Consider the following 19,491-nt stretch of genomic DNA (forward strand, 5'->3'; position numbering starts at 1 on the left):
CCTACATAAAAAAAATAAAAGCCTGATTTATCAAGCTTTTTTGCTAAAGTTATGTAGGAACATTTGTGTCGCTATACAAGTTTCAATGTGTTCATCAGCATCACGGCAAATTCCGCTCGCGTCACGGTGTGATTCGGTTTAAATGTCCCGTCTGGATAACCCGTAACGATTACATCGCTTACCGCTTGCTTAATGTTGGCCTCAGCCCAATGTCCCGTAATATCCGTAAAGGTCACACTTGGTTTCGGTTCTGTTAAAGCCGTTTTGCTTACCGCGAATACTGCAAATTTCGTAAAGTGATTAACTTCAACCGTGCTGGTCGAGCCGTTAACCTTGCTGCCCTCGACTTCCACCCATACGTTCTTTATTTCGTCATAGTAGAATATGGCTGCCCTTTGATGGCTGCTTACACTCCCAGGATCAAAAGTTAAGGTTAGTGTTATTGGTTTATTGAAATTGTTCGGGAAGTTTTTCATAATTTCAAAGATCGAACTGACTAAAACACCTTGATCTCTCTAGATTTTACTTTCTCTTCGATTAAGTTCTCAAATATTCTCCTTAAATAAACAAATGAGCCAATACCAATACCGTGTGCTTTTAGTCCGATGGCTCTATTAAATTCTCTAAAGTCATTGCTACACAAAACTTTTTTGTATTTATCAATTGATTTATTGAATTCAACAATACTTGGATATTGCCCGACTTTCATTAATTCAAAATCCTTAGTCAAATGAAAAGTAATCATTAATTTATGTTTATACTTAGAAGTACATTCTATTATTCGCACAAAATTTCTATCATGGTCAAAACCTATTTCTATTAATTTTTTAGCTCTATTATTGAAATTTTGAACTGCCCATTCAAGGTAATATTCAAATTCTTCAGAACTGCTTATTTCAGTCCCAGTATCGACAACATTTTTCTCCTATTCCTCTAAGTTCTTTCCTTTTGAAGTAAGAACCATGTCTCTTTTACAATAGGGACAATATCCATATAAATTATTCATTTCTTTCGCTACTAGCGCTTTTAGTAAAATATAATCATTGTTTTCAATAAAATGTGTATGTACTATTATCTGTGGATGATCATCCTCATGATCACTTAGATATTCTTGTTCATCTTTATATTTGAGTGTTGTATTTACTTTTATTTTTGCATATAACGGAATTTCAAATAAAAGTTCAAGAAACTTCTTTTTATAATCGCTTAAACATAAATCATCACTCATTTATTCAGTCCCTTTCCATGTTATATCAGCCAATAAATTTGGGCAAACGAAGCTCAGCTCATCGGTCTTCGATCCTCCAAGGTGTTCCAGCATTCTACGCATTGCGGAATCTGGATTCACAATCAGTACATAGTCTATTTTACCTTAAAAAGTTTTTACATAGGAATATCATACTATATTACCAACGTCAATATAATAAAAAAATCCTAGATCCAAGGATCCAGGATTTCCAATCGTCCACCATGGACATAATTGATAGTACCAAGTACAGCAAATATTTGAAGACTAATGCTATCTCCCACGGTCAATATTTACTGACCTGTTAAACTAGGTTTTACTTGTATTGGATTTGAGCTTGCAGCTTCATATATAATGTCATACATTATATATGAATTTCTCAAACCTGCAGTTTATAAGTTCGTTCGTCCTCCAGCTACGTTTTAACCCTGTAGGCTTGCGAAATTATTTTCCCCACTATAAACAACCCCTAGTAAACGAAAAGAAGCAGCTGCCGCGTGTGGCAAACTGCTCCCGAATCGTTGAACTAAAGTCTCCAATTAGCTTAATCCAAAGATTGCGTATCAAAGATGCATTACGGTTATTGATTCGCTGTTGAAAATTTCTTCATTATGCTTCTGGATCTAACGTTCCCCGTACCGAGCCTTAGTAATGGATGTTATTCAATTTAAGATAAAATATCATCCTTAATTATTCGTGAAGTGATCGAACTATCCTGCTCTTTAGTTGAACGGCAGATATTGCTTTACCTCAATTATTCGAAGGTACTTTTCTTTCGTTATGTTCATGATAAAATCTGACGTCGGTTTAAATAGACAATATTCTTCTGTCATACTTGTCCCTCCAAATTCTCTTGGCGATTTCAGATAACGTTTTGTATTGACGACGTCCTGGCCCCTTAGAGTCGCTGCTTATAGTTATGAGGCTTGCCGAACACCTAATGCAGTGACGTCCCGACGGGCTTAGGGGGCTGGATGTGGTCACTCGCTTCTCAGAGTGACCCGGAGCGTCAATATGGTGTTAGCCGAAGGAAGTTCTGGAAGCAGCCATTGCATTTAAGGCGTTCTCAAAATAGCTATATACTGCATCTGCAATTCCCAGAAACTCTTCAACAAGTACATTACTATCCAAGTAACAAGCATACAGATAATCAACTAAAGCGGAGTCAATCTCACAATAGTTTAATATGGCATTCTTCATCTTAATAATGTCATCTTGCCATACACCTGTATCTTCTAAAACCAAAGAGTATAATGCACGAATTAATCTCTTAGAGTAACCTTTAATATATCTAGTTTTCATTGTGTTATCACTAGCATTAGAAAGTAAACTATGTATACGATCTACTTCCTCCTTGGTCTCTGTATTTAAGTCTAAAATGAACTCTGGAGAAATAATTATCGGTGGTACTTTTTCACCAACGTCATGACCATATATGCAAACACAAATTATCTTAACCCAAAAACCCCACTCATTTGGTTTACTTAATACATCGTCAATCGAGCAAATTATCGTATCAATCTTAGTTACTACTGGATATTCTTCCAAAAGCCTGTCTTTAATATTTGACAATCTTTCGTAATCAATATCTTTGGGATTTACACATACAATAGTAAAGTCTGCATCTGACTTAAAAGGTTTAGCAGTTCCTTTTGGAATCGAGCCACACATATAAATGCTATGAATCTTACCTTTAAATTCGGTAAGTATATTATCTATATACTTATCAACAAAATCCTTATATTCACTTTGTATTACAATTCTATTTATAACTTTTTCTAATATCATATAGACTCCTCCTAAACTAAGAACTTCTTTCGGCTAACGTCTTTTTTGCGAACTTCGTAAATTCGTCATGACTTAAATTATTCGCGAAATCATTCAACTATCCTCCCTCTATGGAGAAACGCTTAGCTCTTAAATACTCTCGTTTTCTCAGGTTTTGACCATCAATACTTTTAAGCATATAACATTTCTATGGAATTAAGTTGTGAAAGAAGAAATTTATGGGTCTGCTAGAGTGCAAAAAGCTCTCCACCTAAACCATTCGATGTAAAAAGTGGCTGGTATGGTAATGTATGGTTGCACCTATGGATCTCCACATGAGCTCATGGCGGTCAACCCTCCCACATCTCGCAGAGTCTGCGCTCCCACATTCCTTCATTCAACCTGTCCATGAGGTGGAGGTCAGATATGGGATCTTAGTCCGTAAGGATAGTGCCTTTCCGACTCATCCGTGCTTCTTGTTATCCTTTCCTTTGCTTAAATCATCAACACTGAGTATCGTTATTTAAGCTGCTTGCGGTAACTCTGCAAATCGAGGCATATCCTGCATCATCTTTTCTTCACTGAATTCGTATCCTTTTGTTAATATGCCGAAAAAGACTCGTATAAGCTTATTACACAAAGCAATGAGAGATTGCATCTTCTTGAGAGGATTCACCTGTCGTTTGGTGTAATACTCATGCAAGGCCCGGAAGGCTGCATTTTTTGCGACTAACGGCATCATCACTCGAAAGAGCAAAGCACGAAGGCGTTTACGGCCTCGCTTCGTTATCTTTGTCTGTCCAATGTGTGTACCCGATGAGTTTGTTTTTAAGTTCAACCCAGCGAGCTTCGTGATCTGCTTCGGATGACGGTACTGACCCATATCGCCTACCTCAGCTAGAAAACCTGCAATGGTGTCCCTACCGATCCCTTTTATGGCCAACAATTGTTGCACATGTGGGATCTGCATGAGCAGTTCATCCAACTTCGTCCCCAGTTCTTCGAGCTTGTTTTGAAGCCATTCGTACTGGGTCAGCAGCAGCTTCAACTCCATTTTAGCTAACTCTGCACCTTGCCTTATGCCTATTGAACAGCTTGCTGCCTCCTTCAGATTCTTTACTCGACCCGAGCCAAGCCCACGCTTAGCGACCTCCCTCAGATGCCGCAGCAGGGTTTCATCCGGCACATCAACAAGTTCATGTGGCAGTAAATAAAGGCTTAGCATTTGGATGGCGGACTTGCACTCCCAGTCCTTAAATACCGTAAGAAACTCTGGAAAATACCGATCTAGCCAATTATGAATACGTGCTTGCACAACGCAAAGGTCAGTCGTCAGGTGCTCGCGAATTTTCATCGCTTCCCGCAGTTCGGCATAAACGCCCTGTGGAAGGCTCGGTACGGCGTATCTCCCGTCTTTGACCAGCTGTGCGATCACTTTTGCATCTTTAACGTCATTCTTCGTTGGAGAATTGTCATCCAGTTCTTTGCTTTTCTTTACGTGCAGTGGATTCACCACTCCGTATTTCACTTGCTTTTCTCTTAGGAAATGAGCAAGGTTAAGCCAGTAGTGACCCGTTGGCTCCATACCAACGATGACGTCCTTGAAACCTTGCTCGGTTAAAATCTTCTGAAACCAGCTCACGAACAATTCAAAGCCTTCTCGATTGTTCTCAAACGTAATGGGCTTCCCGAGTTCGACTCCGCGGAAGTCTTGCGCACGGGCCACATGTTTGAATTTTGCGATGTCGACTCCGATAATTAAAGTAGAAGAAGTGATTTGATTAATTCTTTCATTTTGAGTAGAATGCATGTTGTAGTCTCCTTGGTTTTGTATTTGGATCCGATCGCTGACCAGCAACTGGGACCCATATACATCATACCAAGGAGTCTTTTTGTTTCTCAAACCTCATCTTTCTTCATAATAGGAATGCTGCCCATTAGTTGAACAAAATCAGCCGATTATGGCCGTTTATCCTTTGTATTAGTTTGAGCCTGTTTTTCGCATCGCTTTGTTTCAATATTAACATGTAATGAAAGCCGAATTTTAGGATATGAAGATGTATTGTATAATGTTAAATAGACCAATAATCTTGTATCGTTTAGCAACTATGGGGAAGGTATCTTCTTCGTGTCCAGTATTGGAAAACGATACAACTTCTTGTCTTTTAGAAAAGACAAGAAGTTGTATCCATTAAATAAAAAATCCGCTCAAATTGCGGATTCAAATGGATATATGTTCTTGTCCTCTTTCATCTAACGACACAAATGTTCCTACAGCCCCAAGACGCACCTATATTTCACAAAACGCTTAAATTTGAATTTTATAGAGATTGTCTGCAATCTGAAAAACATTTTTATTTATTTGGTAACTATTCCATACTAAAATTATTCATGAATTAATTCAACTATCCTGCCCATCGTATTATTTCATATTAAATCATTTGCATAATGCTGAAGACCTAATTCAAAAGGTTTTACAGTGACTAGTGAGAAATGCAGTAAAGAGTGTTGATATATCCTTACCACGCACTCCACATGTGCAGAGTGCTATTTAAGCCCAGCCACCATCTGCAGATTTAGTATCACAGCCTCAACCTTCAACTCGATTCTCTGCCTTACCACTATTTGTAATATGGTTCACCGTATCATCTATAGAGCGAAATCGAAAGGCACCCGACTGATCTTTCTTGAATGCCTCTGGGTAATTACGGCATTCATCACCTCTTTGAATATGAACTTTACATGTAGCTTCTGTAGTAAGTTGGTCTCTATCTAGCCATTTGCACGGAGTGCCCATAAGTTCAGAATTTTCTGAAAAGTATTGATCTGCCTTATCCTCAGACATGGTTTCGAGGAATTCACTATCTAGATTGCTGTTTCCATACTTTGGAACAACCGCTAGCATTGTCGTGCAGCACAACCCGCTGCGCAAGCATTTCTTAGTGTGAAAAATAATCGCCACCCAATTGAAATATGTAACAAATTGTAGATCAATTATTTAAAATGACTAGGATTTCTGAATAAGATGATGCAATTAATTTGTCATTCCCATAGGATATTGCAGTTAAACCTTGATGCTCAGGTAACATTTTTCTTTCCCAAGTATAACCATCCTTGGAGTATATAAGTGATCTAGTACCTGCAAAAAAGAAGGTATCATTCAAGTAGTCACTTCAAGAAATTTTTTGTCCATCTGCTGAGTGGCATTCAGCCGATCCCGTTCGGTGAATTGGGGTGTTTCCAGCAGTGTTTTCACATTGGGATCCAAAGCGATCGAATTCATCGTGCTAGTGATCACTTTTAGCTGCCTTTCGAAGTTGAAATTTACCTGCTCCAGCTGATTGGCCGCATCCAGTTCCACTTGTTTGCGCAGCAAGTCATTGAACTCATGATAAGAATAATAGACCGTCCCTATGGTCGGAAATAAAATCAAGAATAGGAAAGCGGCCAGCAATTTGTTGTGAAAGCTTATAAAGCCCATCTCCGTCGCTCCTATCTTTAAAATCTTGAACAAAGTTGCAAGGAACTTCAACGTAGTGTGGTGTAACGATACCAAATGGAAATAATCGGTAATCTAAAGAAACTTCCAGCCGACGGCTTCATTTGCCCTCGGCTTTTTCTTACTTACAGATTCTGAAATGTAATGTTATACGAAAACGCCCTCCATTTCCCTGAACTGGCGAAAATTGAAGGACGATTATCGTTTCCGAATGATTGCAAAAGCAAAGAGCACGAAGCTATTCCGCTTCAATCCGGTCTCGCATGAGCTTGGACCAGCGTAAAGCGATTGCTTCTTGGCCCGCCGCTGAAGGATGAACAAGATCGGCGGACAACTCATTTACACTTCGCAACAGCTCCGTTCCTGGTGAGTAGATAGTCCTCGAGTCACCTAAATCCTCGACTGCTCGACTGACTGCCAACCTATAGTCTACGATCCGATCGGAACCATCCAGATCATGGATACAAAGGAATAGGTCCGACACAAATAGCCATCGATCACGCTTGCCTTTAAGGACGGCAGAAAGAAAATCACGCATCCTGTGCTCGAATACTTCGGCCGTCCATTGCCCTATGACGTTTATCCCCATCTCTAGTGATGCAAAATCCCAGTCATCGCGCTCCGCAATATGATGACCGAGTGCTAGATCCATATGTGCGCTACTTGCGAATCCCTTATTCAATAAATCCACGCCAAGAAGATCGGCGATGCGCATCGCGTAAGATCCGGTGGGACGCACGGCGTCACCGCCATGCGTAATGGATGAACCGTAAGCCAGATATCGACGCTGTGGTAATTGATGCGGCTTCGGCGGAACTAGATCGCCTTCTGCATCCATGAAGATAATTTTCCAATCGTAAGGCAAGATGATTCGAACAACCTCCGGATCGAAAACGAGAGCATGCTCTCGATAGAGTGCTGAAAGCTTCTCTGTATGGGGCCGTTCGATAGTAATTTCAGTAAGATCCGTCCCAATCATTTTCGGTGTGACGGAATAGGGCGCCTGAAATTGGCCATAATAGACTTCTGCGGCATGCGACGAATCGAGACGTGCCTTACCACGGCGAAGAACAATCGTCGCCTTATCACTCCGCATCAAGAATCTTAGCTCCACGCCGCATGTATTTTCCGCACGGTCAACTTTGGCTGCCTCATTTAACTCCTTTCTCACATGGGCAGGCATCCGGTTTAGAGCCCAACCTCCGCCTTCAAAAGGTACCAGTTCATCAACGTTGTGAAATGCGATTCCCTTGAAAACTTGCAATTTTTCTACCTCCTTGTCCAATAGTAATTAACTAAGTAAGTAAGCATCTTACTGTAATGTTCAACTAAATAAGATATCTTTCAGCGGGTTTCAAAACTCCGCCCCGTTCATACTCAACGCCTTGGTAGCTAGAAGGTAAATTCGGGTCCCCACTGACATATTCGGGAAGCTTAGGATATGGGTAGATAGGTCTCTGGAAGCTGATCCCATTCGGAGCAAAGCTATCTTTGAATGCTGTTGCGATGATTGTATCCGGTGCTTTTCCATGCTCAACCCATTCAACTAATGCGGTGAAAACGTCATGCTCGCTATCTTGAACAACGCTTCGAAAAACACCTAGACCAATATCGTTTAACCCCGGACCGCCACCACAGTGTCCCATCCCTGGAACGAGGAAAAACCGAAAAAATTCTTGGGTTTGTGCCAGGCTTCCTTGAGCTTGAACAACTCGTTCGTAATAATGGAGCGCATCTTGATAAGGTACAAGCGGATCAGATAACCCCGTATACATCAATATTTTCCCACCAAATTCCTTCATCTCGTTTAAATCGGGATTGTTAGCATTAAGAATCGGCGCTAAAATTTCATTCAATGTATCCAGATCGCGGTCAAAATCAAATTTCGAGTAATCAAAATCCGCACCGAACACCCATTTGAACATGTATAAAAGCGACTGAGGCAGCTTTTCGGGATCTTGTTGTAACTCTAAGCCCCCTGCACAGTTCTCACTTCCGTAAGGAAGCGGCGTATATATGCGTTCTCCCGTTCTTGGATTGGTTGGTCCTGCATAAACCTGCTTCAGTGCGGATAATTGTTCACTTGTAATACCATAGTTATTATCTTCCCCATAACAATTAGGAATCGTATCTGGATCGAAATTGCATTTTCTTGGATCCGTTAAAAAGTTATCGCCCGGAGCACCACCATCTTTTCCTTGATTTTGCCTGACCGCCGTGTTTGTAACTAAATCTATTTGTTCTTTTGTTAGAGTTGTCCTCCCTGGCAATTGATTCATTGCTTTGAAATTCCAAAGGAACCCGGTATGCAAGTGAGTGCGATTGTTAGCTGGAGCACCAGCAATGATTCCGTTATAATCAGACGGATAACGTTGAGCTTCCATTAACGCTTGTTGTCCGCCCGTCGAGCATCCAATGAAGTAAGAGTATGAGGCTGGCCTTTCATAAAATAATCGAATGATCTGCTTCGCCGCCACGGTCATCTCATGTGTCGCGCGATGACCGAAATCCGCCCATCGTTCAGGCTGACCAATTAAAGTATTGGCATTAGGGGACGTGCCCAGGTCAGTGTTAGCTGTTGCATAACCTCGCCGTAATCCAAATGCAAGAGGCGTATAATTAATGAACCCAGCACCTCCACCGTTGCCCGTGCCCAGGAATCTGCCGTTCCATATCTCGTGAGGTAACCAAACCTCTACATGAATGTCTGATTGGGGTGTTGGCTTCAGATTGACCACAACGCGGCAAAATGCTGGTAAGTCGGTTATGATCCTCCCATCCGGCAAGGTAAAGTCTCCAGTTGACACAATTTGAATATTTGTAATAGTGCCCCCCATTATTTGGGCATCTTTGAACATGTCTTCCATCAAAGTCATCCTCTCAAAGTAGCTATTGTGCAGTATATCCACCATCAATGACAATGGCTTGACCTGTCACTCCCTTAGCGTGCTCGCTGGAAAGGAACAAGGCATATTCCGCAATTTCATTCACCTCCAGCAGACGGCGTTGCGGAACCAAAGGCAGGATAATCTCCTCCAGCGCCAACTGAGGCGATGTGTTGTGAAGAGCCGCTACATCCTTCAACTGATTTCTTACCAGGTCCGTGTCCACATAGCCGGGGCAAAGCGCGTTAACCGTAATTCCGTACACGGCGGTCTCTAGGGCAACGGCTTTTGTCAGCCCGATTACCCCATGCTTGGCGCTATTGTAAGCCGATTTGCCTGCAAAGCCCACTAATCCGTTAATCGATGATATGTTAATGATTCTCCCGAACCTTTGCCTTTTCATAATAGGAATAGCCAATTTAGTCATTACAAAGGGGGCCGTGAGCATGATTTTTATCATCTGTTCAAACTTTTCCGTTGGAAAATCTTCAATGGGAGATACATGCTGCATACCTGCATTGTTAATCAGAATGTCCAATCTTCCCCACTCGGAATCTATGTGGTGTATAGCTTCAGCGATCTCCGCTTCTGACGTGACATCCAATTTTATTCCATGTACATCCAATCCTAATAACCGGAGTTGTTCCGCAGATTGTTCGACAGCAGCGCTATCCTTATCCGTTAATATGACCTTAGCACCCGACTCGGCAAAACGTTTCCCGATTTCAAAGCCGATTCCTCTGGCAGAGCCTGTAATCAGAACGATCCGATATTGTACCACAAACTTCGCCTCCTATTAATAAGCATTCAACAAAAGGTTTTCCGACATGCGGAGCGATGGTTCTGTCATAGCTTGAATATCGTCGCATGTGTATCCTTTTGCCACTTCCATCAGCATAAGTCCCTGAGAGGTAACGTCGATAACTGCGCGATCTGTAATGATCCTATTAACGACCCCAATGCCTGTCAAAGGCAGACTGCAGTGACGCAATATTTTTGGGTTACCATCTTTATTCACGTGATCCATAATAACAACGATACGTCTCGCGCCATGAACAAGGTCCATAGCACCGCCCATTCCTTTGATCATCTTACCTGGTATCATCCAATTGGCAAGATCTCCGTATTCCGACACTTCCATCCCGCCAAGAATGGCCAGATCAATATGCCCCCCCCTGATCATGGCAAATGAATCAGAACTATCAAAATAAGAGGCGCCCGAAATTGCGGTTATCGTTTCTTTGCCAGCATTGATTAGATCCGGATTGACTTGGTCCTTTTTAGGGTAAGGCCCGATACCAAGCAGTCCATTCTCGGATTGGAGCAAGACTTGTTTAATGCTAGGAATAAAATTGGCTACCAATGTGGGAATGCCTATACCAAGATTCACGTAGAATCCGCTTTCAATTTCCTTTTCTGCGCGGATGGCAATTCTTTCACGAACGGACCATTCTTTCATCTTTTTTCTCCTTTTGCAATTTTACGTTACAGCTCAGTGCTGATGGTCATCTTTTCGATTCTTTTTTGTTGCTGGCCTACAATAAGTGTTTGCACATAAATACCCGGTGTATGAATAAATTCTGGGTCGAGCTGTCCTATCTCAACCAACTTTTCCGTCTCTACGATAGTCTTGCGACCTGCAGCAGCCATAATCGGATTGAAATTTCTTGCCGTTTTGTTGTATGTCAAGTTCCCATTCTTATCTGCAACTGCAGCGCGAATTAAACTGAAATCGGCTGTTAATGATTCTTCCATCATATAGGCTTTGCCGTTAAAAACTCGAATTTCCCTACCTTCCGCAAGAAGAGTCCCTACTCCTGCTGGGGTATAAAAAGCAGGAATTCCAGCGCCTCCCGCTCTTATTTTTTCAGCAAGCGTTCCTTGCGGCAGTAGCACTGCTTCGACTTCCCCAGAGAGGAGTTGGTGTTCGAATTCTTTATTCTCTCCGACATAAGATGCGATAATCTTCTTAATCTGTTTATTACGCAGCAGCAGACCCAGTCCCCAATCATCGACACCGCAGTTGTTAGAAATGATCGTTAAATTTCGTTTCCCACTTTCTGCAAGAGCCATGATCAGATTTTCAGGAATACCAACCAGTCCGAATCCGCCAACCATGAGAGAGGCCCCGTCTTTTATTTCCGCAACCGCATCTGCAAACGATGTTAGTATGTTTTTCATTTTACCGCTTCCTCCTGTTCATCTAAGCAGCGCTCAACAATAATGGAAATGCCTTGCCCGCCACCGACGCATAGCGTAGCTAATCCATATCTCGATTCTCTGCGCATCATCTCATAAAGAAGGGTCACTATAATTCTTGCTCCACTTGCACCAATCGGATGTCCAAGGGCAATAGCTCCGCCATTGACGTTAAGTTTGTCATCATTCAATTCGAAATGTTTTGAAAAAACGAGCGATTGCGCAGCGAACGCCTCGTTCGCTTCAATTAGATCTATATTTTTTATTGTCAATCCAGCTTTTCTCAAAGCTTGTTCGGTGGCTGGAATCGGTCCGATTCCCATAATAGCAGGGTCTACTCCTACAACCGAGCTTGAACGAATAATAGCCATTGGACGAATCCCAAGGGATTGAGCCTTCGCACGGCTCATCAACAAACACGCAGCCGCGCCATCGTTGATGCCGGAAGAATTGCCGGCCGTAACCTTTCCGTCCTTCATAAATGCCGGACGCAGTGCGGATAGTCCTTCCATGGTCGTGTCCGGTCGCATATATTCATCGCTGTCTGTGATTATGACACTTCCTTTTCTCCCTGGAACGTGTACAGGCACAATTTCGTCTTTGAACTTTCCCTCTACAACGGCAGCTGCGGCTTTTCTTTGACTTCCGAGGGAATAGCTGTCCAGCTCTTCCCGTCTCAAATCGTATTGATTGCACAGATTTTCAGCTGTAATTCCCATATGATAATCATTCTCCGCGCACCATAAACCGTCTTTTATCATACTATCAACCAGAACTTGCTCACCCATGCCGTATCCAGTCCGGGCTCCCTTGAGCAAATATGGTGCATGACTCATATTCTCCATTCCGCCAGCTACGATGAAATCGTGCTCGCCGCTTCGGATGGATTGATACGCCAATTGAATGGCTTTTAGCCCGGAACCGCATACTTGATTGATCGTTGTAGCGGGTATCTCTGTGGACAACCCTGCCAATAGAGATGCCTGTCTTGCCGGATTTTGACCAAGGCCCGCCTGTAGGACATTGCCCATCAGCACTTCTTGAACCAAAGAATCCTCTATGTTCGCACGCCGGATTACTTCTTGAATGGCAGCAGCCCCAAGTTGGATGGCTGAAAACTCCTTGAATACACCATTAAATTTCCCTATCGGTGTTCGGACTGCACTTACAATTGCAACCTCGGATTCATACATATGAAGTTCATCTCCTTGAAATAGAAAATACTACGAATAGATGTAACGCTTACATAAAAGTGTACAGCACATCAATTTATGTGTAAAATGATAAAATCGAATAAGATTTATTCGAAAATTGAATATATAGGAGTGGATGAAGGATGGATTTTCAACATTTGAGCTATTTTATTGAAGTGGTCCGGCACGCCAGTTTTTCAAAAGCGGCTCAGATCCTGCATATTACACAGCCCACCTTAAGTAAGATTATCAAAAACCTTGAAGACGAATTAGAGGTTATACTGTTCAACCGAACAACTAGATATATTCAATTGACAGACGATGGTGAAATTTTTTTGAAATTTGCCCATTTAACGTTATCGATGGCTGATGACCTCCAGGTATCCCTGAATGACGGAAAGCTTTTAAAGAAGGGAAAATTATCGTTAGGGCTCCCTCCTGTAATTGGGGTTAGCTTCTTTCCACACATTATTGCAAAGTTTCGAGACCTTTACCCCGGCATTCATCTTCACCTGATTGAGGAAGGCGGGAAAATAGTGGAACAACTTTTACGTGATGCTAAGATTGATTTGGGAGTGGTCGTACTTCCTGTAGACGAAAGGCATTTTGATTTCATTCCCCTGGTCGAACGCCAACTTTCGTTAATTGTGAATTCGAATCACACTCTCGCCAAGCAAGAAATCGTTCATTTGTCAGAGTTACGTAATGAATCATTTATTTTATTCAAGGAGGGTTTCTCACTCAATGACAGAGTACGGGAGGCGTGCATTCGAGAAGGGTTCGAACCTGTTATTTCTTATGAAAGTTCCCAATGGGATCTAATTAGTGAAATGGTAGGGGTCGGATTAGGCATCGCTTTGCTGCCGGAGACAGTTTTAGGAAGAATACATACCGAATCTGTCAAAGTCATTCCTAAAACGGTTCCCCAAATCAGTTGGGATCTTGCTGTCATATGGAGTAAACACCATTACCTTTCCCATCCGGCAAGAGGGTGGATCCAGTTTATAAGAGAATGGGTATGGCTGCAGCGGAGCATGATATGAATACAAGGGACTGCCTAAGCAAGGACAGCCCCTTGTATTTCTTTTGAAATTGTCCGTGAAAACGGGGGCTCTTGATCATTCCCACGTCATATGAAACCTGCGATTAATGCACTAGCCTTTTGTGTATAGCATGTTGACTACTGGCCTAATCATCGACTAATTCTCGTTTAACAAATATTGGGCATCCCTGAGCAAGTAACTAGCGGCTTGGCTTACAATGTGCTTTCCGCTTTGCGCTTTCACAAAATTCACTAAAGCAGTCAAATCATTATCAGCCAATTTGCTCTGCAAGCTGTTTGCGATTCCTGTGTTATCGATCCATCCCATATTCGTAAAGCGTGTGACCAAATCTTGCATTGATTGGATGCTAGTCGTTGTCTGGAACAGGACGGTTTGGCTGCTCGTATTCCCCGCCATATCACTTGCCGTTACAATAAAGGTGTTTGAACCAAGCGGCAGCGTATACAACGAAATGGTAGCTCCTTGCTGCACGGATTGTTGTACGCCATACGTACTTAAGGTGACCGTCGTTTTGCTGTTGTCCACTCCGGACAAGTTATCGCTAAGCGTAAGGATCGGCGTAATATCCATGGAATCGTTAAACGTTCCGTACGTCACACCGGATACCGTAATAGTCGGAGCAGTCATATCCAGATTGAAGCTTTTTGTTTGGGCCGCTTCCACATTGCCGGCGTTATCTGTCGAACGATAGCTCATCGTATACTTGCCGTCTTGGTTAAATGTGACCGGATTCGTGTAGCTTTGCCATGTGCTCCCGTCATCTAGACTGTACTCCGTCTTGGCAACACCCGAGAGATTGTCGTACGTGCTTAAGGTGACCGTCGCCGGAAGTGCGTTCCAGCCGTTGCTGCCGTTTTGCGCTCCGGGATTTATAGTCGCGTTTGTAACAGGCGCCGTTTTGTCTACCTTAAATGTGATGGTTTTGGTTTGCTCGATATTGTCCGCCAGATCCGTGCTGCGATAACCGACCGTATAAACCCCTTCTCCGAAGGCTGGAATGAAGCCCGTGTAAGTGAACCAATTCCCGCCGTTCACATTGTATTCTGCGCTGCCATAGGTCGATAACGTTACGGTAACCGGTACCGTATACCAACTGTTAAGCCCGTCTGCCGCAGCGGGATTCACATATGCCGAGATCGGATATGTTGCGGATACAACTATTTCGTCGAACACAACCTCCGTACGATTGGTCATTAAGCCGACCGTTCCTTCGGGTAGGCTCGAATCAATCGCCTCCACCATAAATTTGCCGTTTACATAGAGCTGGATCCGGTTCCCCGTAAAGTCAGCTCGCAGATGTATCTCCTCACCAGTCTTTATGGCTTCTGCAGGAACGGATGCCAGCTTGGTGAGCGTTCCACCCACCTTGGAATATATCACGTACTCACCTGTGTAATAACCGGCATAGTAATAGTTATTGATATCGGTAACCCTGCCCGTAACAAACATCTGCTCCAGCGAGGTACCCGTGTATTTGGCATTTGCCGAAACGGAGTAATCTCGCCAATGGAAGCCTGCAGCCAGATATGTTCGGCTGAGTCCCGAGCTAATGGACCGGATTTGCCCCGTATTCATCCAAGTGAATCCTGTCTTGACAGCCCAATTCCCTCCATACCCTGCGTCGAAGTTATCCTCGTATAATGAAGCGGTATTCGCTTGACCACTTGCTTCGTTGGAGGGCTGGCTTTTGCCCGTCTCATTCACTGCCGTTACCGTGAAGTAATAAGGCTCTTCTGAAAAAGAAATCGGTACCTCATATCCAGAGGCAGTCACTCCCTCTATTTGGGAAGTGTATACACCTGGGGACATTCCATATTGAATGATGTAGCTTTTATTAACTGGATCCGTGGTGAAATTTACTGCCAGCCGATTACCTGACGACGTAATTCCCAGCAGTGAAGGCTGCACCGTAGTATTTTTCAAAGGCGTTAACGACATCTCATTGGATAGTCCACTTTCCCCATCCGGGGTGACGGACGATATTGCAAAATAATACTTCGTGTCGTTGACGAGATCCGGAACAGTCGTAGTGAGAGGGCGTCTGGTATTCAAGACCTGTGTATAGTGTCCGGGTTCGATTCCGTAATGAATGTTGTAGCTTACGGCATCCGGGATTTTGGAGTAGTTCAGCGTGAGCTCACCATCTCCCGCGACAATGGACTGTAGCTCAGGCGGCGTAGGCACTAGATTCTTCACCACCACGGCGTCGAAGTACGCATCGCTTTGCCGTCCTATGAATCCGATTCCGCCTTGCACATACTCGTTATCGGCTGCGGTAAGCAGGAGATCGCCGTTGATGGACAGCTTCAGATTGCCTCCGCTCATATCAACCTGGAAGCGGTAAGAACGATTAGCATCCAGGGCATACGTCGCTTCCACAAGTGTCGTTACGGTATCGCCGTTGCGCTTCTTGATGGCGACCTTCTTTCTTGTATGGTCATAGGCCATCCAATAGTAGTGGGTGTCATCCACAACCCTTCCAAGCAAGCCCACTTCAGTGGCAGCGTTGAACTGGAGCCAAGCCATATAGCTGATATCCTTGAAGATCTGCTTCGAATAGGCCACCGAGTCATCGTTCATACCGGATAGCTTCAGCACTCTCTCCGACGGGTCCGTCAGGCCGGTCGGTTGTTTGGTATTGGCGCTTTTCTTAATATTGTAAGGCACGATGGTCTTATATTGCGGGGCCCAGCTGCCTCCGCGCACAATCCACTTGCTCTCCAGACTGAGCGCCGGATCTGTGGCCGCAAGATCATAATTGAAGGTGTCATTCCACACAGGAAGGTCAACCAATCCGTGTGCAACCGCAAAGTCGGTCATTAGATCATTATCCGCGTAATACATTTTCGCGCTGGTGGAAGATACCGTGAAGAAACCGTTGACCATTTTGGTGTAATAATCGTCCAATCCTACCTGATGCCGTTGTACAATAAGTTCTTTGGCCTCCGGATATGAGCTGTTAGCCATATACCCATAGTATTCGAATAAGCTCCGATTTAACAGTGCCGGATCGATTCCGAGCTTGGAATAGACAGAGCTCTCCCGGTTGCCGCCGGAATCGCTGGAGTGGAATTCCTTGGACATTCCCGACTGTCCCATAAAATAGCCCTCTTCGGCAGGATGCACGAAGTTGAACTGCTCCATCACCGCGAAAACCTGTATCGGGTCTTCCAAAAGCTGCTTCATCGTAACTGTTTTGCCGTCAGAATTCGTAAAATACCAAGATGCATTACGGACCACAAGATTGATGTCGGTAGCCGCCGTTTTGGCAAAGGCGTCATGAATACGTGTTAACCCCTGTGCATCAAGCTCGGAAATAAAATTCGTGTGATTGTAAGTCCTGAGCCAATCATCCGATTGCGCAAGACCCAGGATCATCTGAGCAGAAAACATCACCCCGAAGAGAGGCTCCATGTAGTTCGGAGCCGATTGGGGCCAGCTGTTCGTCCCGCCATCCATCTCCAGGCGGCTGGCACCGCTTGATCTTGGCTTGTAGGGACCTTTGCCACTAAGTACATAGGCGCTGGAAACCAGCTCCGCCTTCAAGAAGGTGATCAGCTTGCTCTTTTCCGTCTCCGTGAACAGATCCATAATATCCCGGTGCGGCCATACCAGCGCCAGCCCATAGGTCAAATAGATGTTGCTCCGTGCATCCAGCCCCCCGAATACATCCGGCACATAGTCATATTCCGTGACCATCTTCCGGACAGCGCCGGTGAATGCCTGAACGATATCTGGACTCCGGTCTCCACGAGAAAGCTCCGTTGCAAGCACCGTGAATTTCCTGTATTCCGCGTTGAGCACTCCCCGATCAGCAATCGTTTTCATATTAAGTGTCATTGCTTTCTCAATCAAGTTCGTATGAAACCCTGGGTAATTGTATTCAACCAAACCGGAACTCAATAACTCCGTCTCCGTTACGTCAGTCCGCACATTGTTGAATTCATCCTTCAGAGCACCCGTAGCGACCCTGACCCGCACTAGACCGGAAACCTCCTGCTGCAGATCCAAGATAAGGGTGTTGTTGCTCAATTGCACTCTGTCACCGATATCGAGAGGAGCGTAGCCGTTGCCGGCCCGGTCGATGGTCACCGCAGCTTTCAAATTCGTCGTTGCTGCTACAAGGGATTCGCTAAGCCGGAGGCTCACTCTTCTATTCGCGGCATACAAGCTGGCTCCTTGAAAGACCGGTGGCTCAAAATCAAGATGAATAATTGCGTTCACAAGCTCTGATCTGTTACCTGCCGCATCCTTTAGAGCACCAGCTGCAATACGGATGTTCGTACCATCCGGGATCGCCTGCCCCAAGGCCAGAACAAGCTGACGGGTGCTCAACGATACGGTATCTCCTGCTGCAAGGGGCGCATAGGAACCATCTGCTTGGGAAATGTTAATAGCTGCCTTAAGCGCATCGGCATCCGCCAGACGGTTCATCACGTCATCATCGAATTCCAGAGTGACTAGCTTGTTCAAATTTCCAATCTCCGAACGGCTTAATACCGGTGCAGCCGCATCGTACTGAAGCGCAATGGTAGTCTCGATAGTGGCATTTCCCATACCATCCTTCAGTGCTCCCGCAGCCACCCGGATTTTGGCGCCAGGAACGGCTAACCGGCTCTCCAGTGCTACGGTCACGTCGCTGCCGCTAATCGTCACGGTGTCATTCGTCGCCAAGGGCTGGAATCCCGTTCCGTATACATCCATGGTAACCGCGGCTTTCAACGCAGATGCATTCGCCAGATTGTTTTGTACCGGCTCGTCATATTGCAGACCGATGACAGCATTCTCTCCACTGACCGTGGCCCCGGTTGATACAGGGGCGTTCCGATCGGTAGTGATAAAGAGATATGGCCGGTTTGCCACGGTTGCATTGTTGTTGCTCGCGAAGTAAACCTTCTGATTCTGTGACCGGAGAGCGATGGAAGCAATCCCATCTGTTTGCTGCTGGGACTTTACATAATCAGTGAGATCCCACTCGTACCAACCGGCACCATTGCCAACCCACGTTTTGGTTAGCAGAATGGAGTTCAGGTATGAAGTTGTAGACCCCAGAGGGAAGTCCGTCCGGTTGTCCCAATTTAGTATATTTTCATTCCAGGAATCATTCGATATGTTGTACGCGCTTACAAAACGATCCGAAGTTGTGGTGCAATTTGTGGTGCAATACATACGTAGAACCGCTTTGTCATAATCACCCAATTGGGTCAGATCAAACTTCATGTATCCGATCCGATGATTTATTTCACTCGTTGCGGTAAAAGTGTCGTTGTATCCATAGAGTCCAATTATGGAACTTCCGCCAAAAGATTTGGCTTGCATGCTCTCTTGCGTCTCGCCTGAGGGCAAGGTCGGAACACCGCCATCAATGTAGGTGTCCTCTGTAGGATACAGTGTTCGATTGACTTCAAACTGTACGGCAGCCTCAGCGTTGGATTGACCCAGGAATTCCAACGGAGCAAGTCCTAACATCATCGCAGCGACCAAGAATACACTGATAATTCGTTTCCATTTTTGATACACAGTTAATCATCCCCTTATCTTCAATACAATGTTGGAATTATGATCCGGAAGAGGGACCGAGCAACCTTTTCACGCATCAGGAGTCCCCGTTTACAGATCGCGAGTTTAACCGTTAATG

General features: G+C 44.3%; 15 protein-coding genes. 1 reads left to right on the forward strand and 14 read right to left on the reverse strand.

Annotated features, from left to right (window positions below):
* Positions 1–71: 71 nt before the first annotated feature.
* The 13 genes from BK127_RS38170 to BK127_RS38230 form a co-directional block, all read right to left on the reverse strand.
* Positions 72–476: an S-layer homology domain-containing protein gene (locus BK127_RS38170; protein WP_076237921.1), complete on the reverse strand. Its 405-nt coding sequence runs from the start codon at positions 474–476 to the stop codon at positions 72–74.
* A 20-nt stretch (positions 477–496) separates the two neighbouring features.
* A complete protein-coding gene (locus BK127_RS38175) occupies positions 497–709 on the reverse strand; it encodes a hypothetical protein (RefSeq protein WP_076237922.1) in 213 nt (70 codons plus the stop codon).
* A gap of 216 nt (positions 710–925) precedes the next feature.
* On the reverse strand, positions 926–1,228 hold the full coding sequence (locus BK127_RS38180; RefSeq protein WP_076237923.1) for a hypothetical protein: 303 nt from the start codon (positions 1,226–1,228) through the stop codon (positions 926–928).
* A gap of 1,038 nt (positions 1,229–2,266) precedes the next feature.
* Complete coding sequence (locus tag BK127_RS38185) at positions 2,267–3,034, reverse strand: nucleotidyltransferase domain-containing protein (protein WP_076237924.1); 768 nt, start codon at positions 3,032–3,034, stop codon at positions 2,267–2,269.
* 502 nt (positions 3,035–3,536) lie between these two features.
* Positions 3,537–4,823: an IS110 family RNA-guided transposase gene (locus tag BK127_RS38190; protein ID WP_076237925.1), complete on the reverse strand. Its 1,287-nt coding sequence runs from the start codon at positions 4,821–4,823 to the stop codon at positions 3,537–3,539.
* Positions 4,824–5,603: 780 nt separating this feature from the next.
* Entirely contained in the window at positions 5,604–5,975 is a 372-nt protein-coding gene (locus tag BK127_RS38195) for a YkgJ family cysteine cluster protein (protein WP_256711626.1), read from the reverse strand.
* A gap of 198 nt (positions 5,976–6,173) precedes the next feature.
* The gene (locus BK127_RS38200; protein WP_076237927.1) at positions 6,174–6,494 is read right to left on the reverse strand and encodes a cache domain-containing protein; all 321 of its coding nucleotides are present in this window, start codon (positions 6,492–6,494) and stop codon (positions 6,174–6,176) included.
* A 256-nt stretch (positions 6,495–6,750) separates the two neighbouring features.
* On the reverse strand, positions 6,751–7,776 hold the full coding sequence (locus BK127_RS38205; protein WP_076237928.1) for a GDSL-type esterase/lipase family protein: 1,026 nt from the start codon (positions 7,774–7,776) through the stop codon (positions 6,751–6,753).
* Positions 7,777–7,840: 64 nt separating this feature from the next.
* Complete coding sequence (locus tag BK127_RS38210) at positions 7,841–9,379, reverse strand: tannase/feruloyl esterase family alpha/beta hydrolase (RefSeq protein ID WP_218639072.1); 1,539 nt, start codon at positions 9,377–9,379, stop codon at positions 7,841–7,843.
* Positions 9,380–9,401: 22 nt separating this feature from the next.
* Positions 9,402–10,178 carry a 3-hydroxybutyrate dehydrogenase gene (locus tag BK127_RS38215; protein WP_076237929.1) on the reverse strand — a complete coding sequence of 259 codons (777 nt, stop codon included), beginning with the start codon at positions 10,176–10,178 and terminating at the stop codon, positions 9,402–9,404.
* Positions 10,179–10,193: 15 nt separating this feature from the next.
* Positions 10,194–10,856 (reverse strand): 3-oxoacid CoA-transferase subunit B, encoded by a 663-nt coding sequence (locus BK127_RS38220; protein WP_076237930.1) that lies wholly within the window; start codon positions 10,854–10,856, stop codon positions 10,194–10,196.
* A gap of 26 nt (positions 10,857–10,882) precedes the next feature.
* Entirely contained in the window at positions 10,883–11,578 is a 696-nt protein-coding gene (locus BK127_RS38225) for a CoA transferase subunit A (RefSeq protein ID WP_076237931.1), read from the reverse strand.
* Positions 11,575–12,789 (reverse strand): acetyl-CoA C-acetyltransferase, encoded by a 1,215-nt coding sequence (locus tag BK127_RS38230; RefSeq protein WP_076237932.1) that lies wholly within the window; start codon positions 12,787–12,789, stop codon positions 11,575–11,577. The genes BK127_RS38225 and BK127_RS38230 overlap by 4 nt, the downstream gene beginning before the upstream one ends.
* A 143-nt stretch (positions 12,790–12,932) precedes the next feature.
* Here BK127_RS38230 and BK127_RS38235 point away from each other — a divergent pair, with 143 nt between their 5' ends.
* A complete protein-coding gene (locus BK127_RS38235; protein ID WP_076237933.1) occupies positions 12,933–13,832 on the forward strand; it encodes a LysR family transcriptional regulator in 900 nt (299 codons plus the stop codon).
* A 156-nt stretch (positions 13,833–13,988) separates the two neighbouring features.
* Here BK127_RS38235 and BK127_RS38240 read toward each other — a convergent pair whose 3' ends face one another.
* Positions 13,989–19,373, reverse strand: coding sequence for an OmpL47-type beta-barrel domain-containing protein (locus BK127_RS38240; RefSeq protein ID WP_076237934.1), 5,385 nt, complete (start codon positions 19,371–19,373; stop codon positions 13,989–13,991).
* Between the last annotated feature and the right edge of the window lie 118 nt (positions 19,374–19,491).

This window comes from Paenibacillus sp. FSL H7-0331, from assembly GCF_001956045.1.

What these genes read in the sequence shown, in the direction of transcription:
- BK127_RS38170 (WP_076237921.1), bottom strand. Translation starts at nt 476, where the DNA reads ATGAAAAACTTCCCGAACAATTTCAATAAACCAATAACACTAACCTTA.
- BK127_RS38175 (WP_076237922.1), bottom strand. Translation starts at nt 709, where the DNA reads ATGAAAGTCGGGCAATATCCAAGTATTGTTGAATTCAATAAATCAATT.
- BK127_RS38180 (WP_076237923.1), bottom strand. Translation starts at nt 1,228, where the DNA reads ATGAGTGATGATTTATGTTTAAGCGATTATAAAAAGAAGTTTCTTGAA.
- BK127_RS38185 (WP_076237924.1), bottom strand. Translation starts at nt 3,034, where the DNA reads ATGATATTAGAAAAAGTTATAAATAGAATTGTAATACAAAGTGAATAT.
- BK127_RS38190 (WP_076237925.1), bottom strand. Translation starts at nt 4,823, where the DNA reads ATGCATTCTACTCAAAATGAAAGAATTAATCAAATCACTTCTTCTACT.
- BK127_RS38200 (WP_076237927.1), bottom strand. Translation starts at nt 6,494, where the DNA reads ATGGGCTTTATAAGCTTTCACAACAAATTGCTGGCCGCTTTCCTATTC.
- BK127_RS38210 (WP_218639072.1), bottom strand. Translation starts at nt 9,379, where the DNA reads ATGGAAGACATGTTCAAAGATGCCCAAATAATGGGGGGCACTATTACA.
- BK127_RS38220 (WP_076237930.1), bottom strand. Translation starts at nt 10,856, where the DNA reads ATGAAAGAATGGTCCGTTCGTGAAAGAATTGCCATCCGCGCAGAAAAG.
- BK127_RS38225 (WP_076237931.1), bottom strand. Translation starts at nt 11,578, where the DNA reads ATGAAAAACATACTAACATCGTTTGCAGATGCGGTTGCGGAAATAAAA.
- BK127_RS38230 (WP_076237932.1), bottom strand. Translation starts at nt 12,789, where the DNA reads ATGTATGAATCCGAGGTTGCAATTGTAAGTGCAGTCCGAACACCGATA.
- BK127_RS38235 (WP_076237933.1), top strand. Translation starts at nt 12,933, where the DNA reads ATGGATTTTCAACATTTGAGCTATTTTATTGAAGTGGTCCGGCACGCC.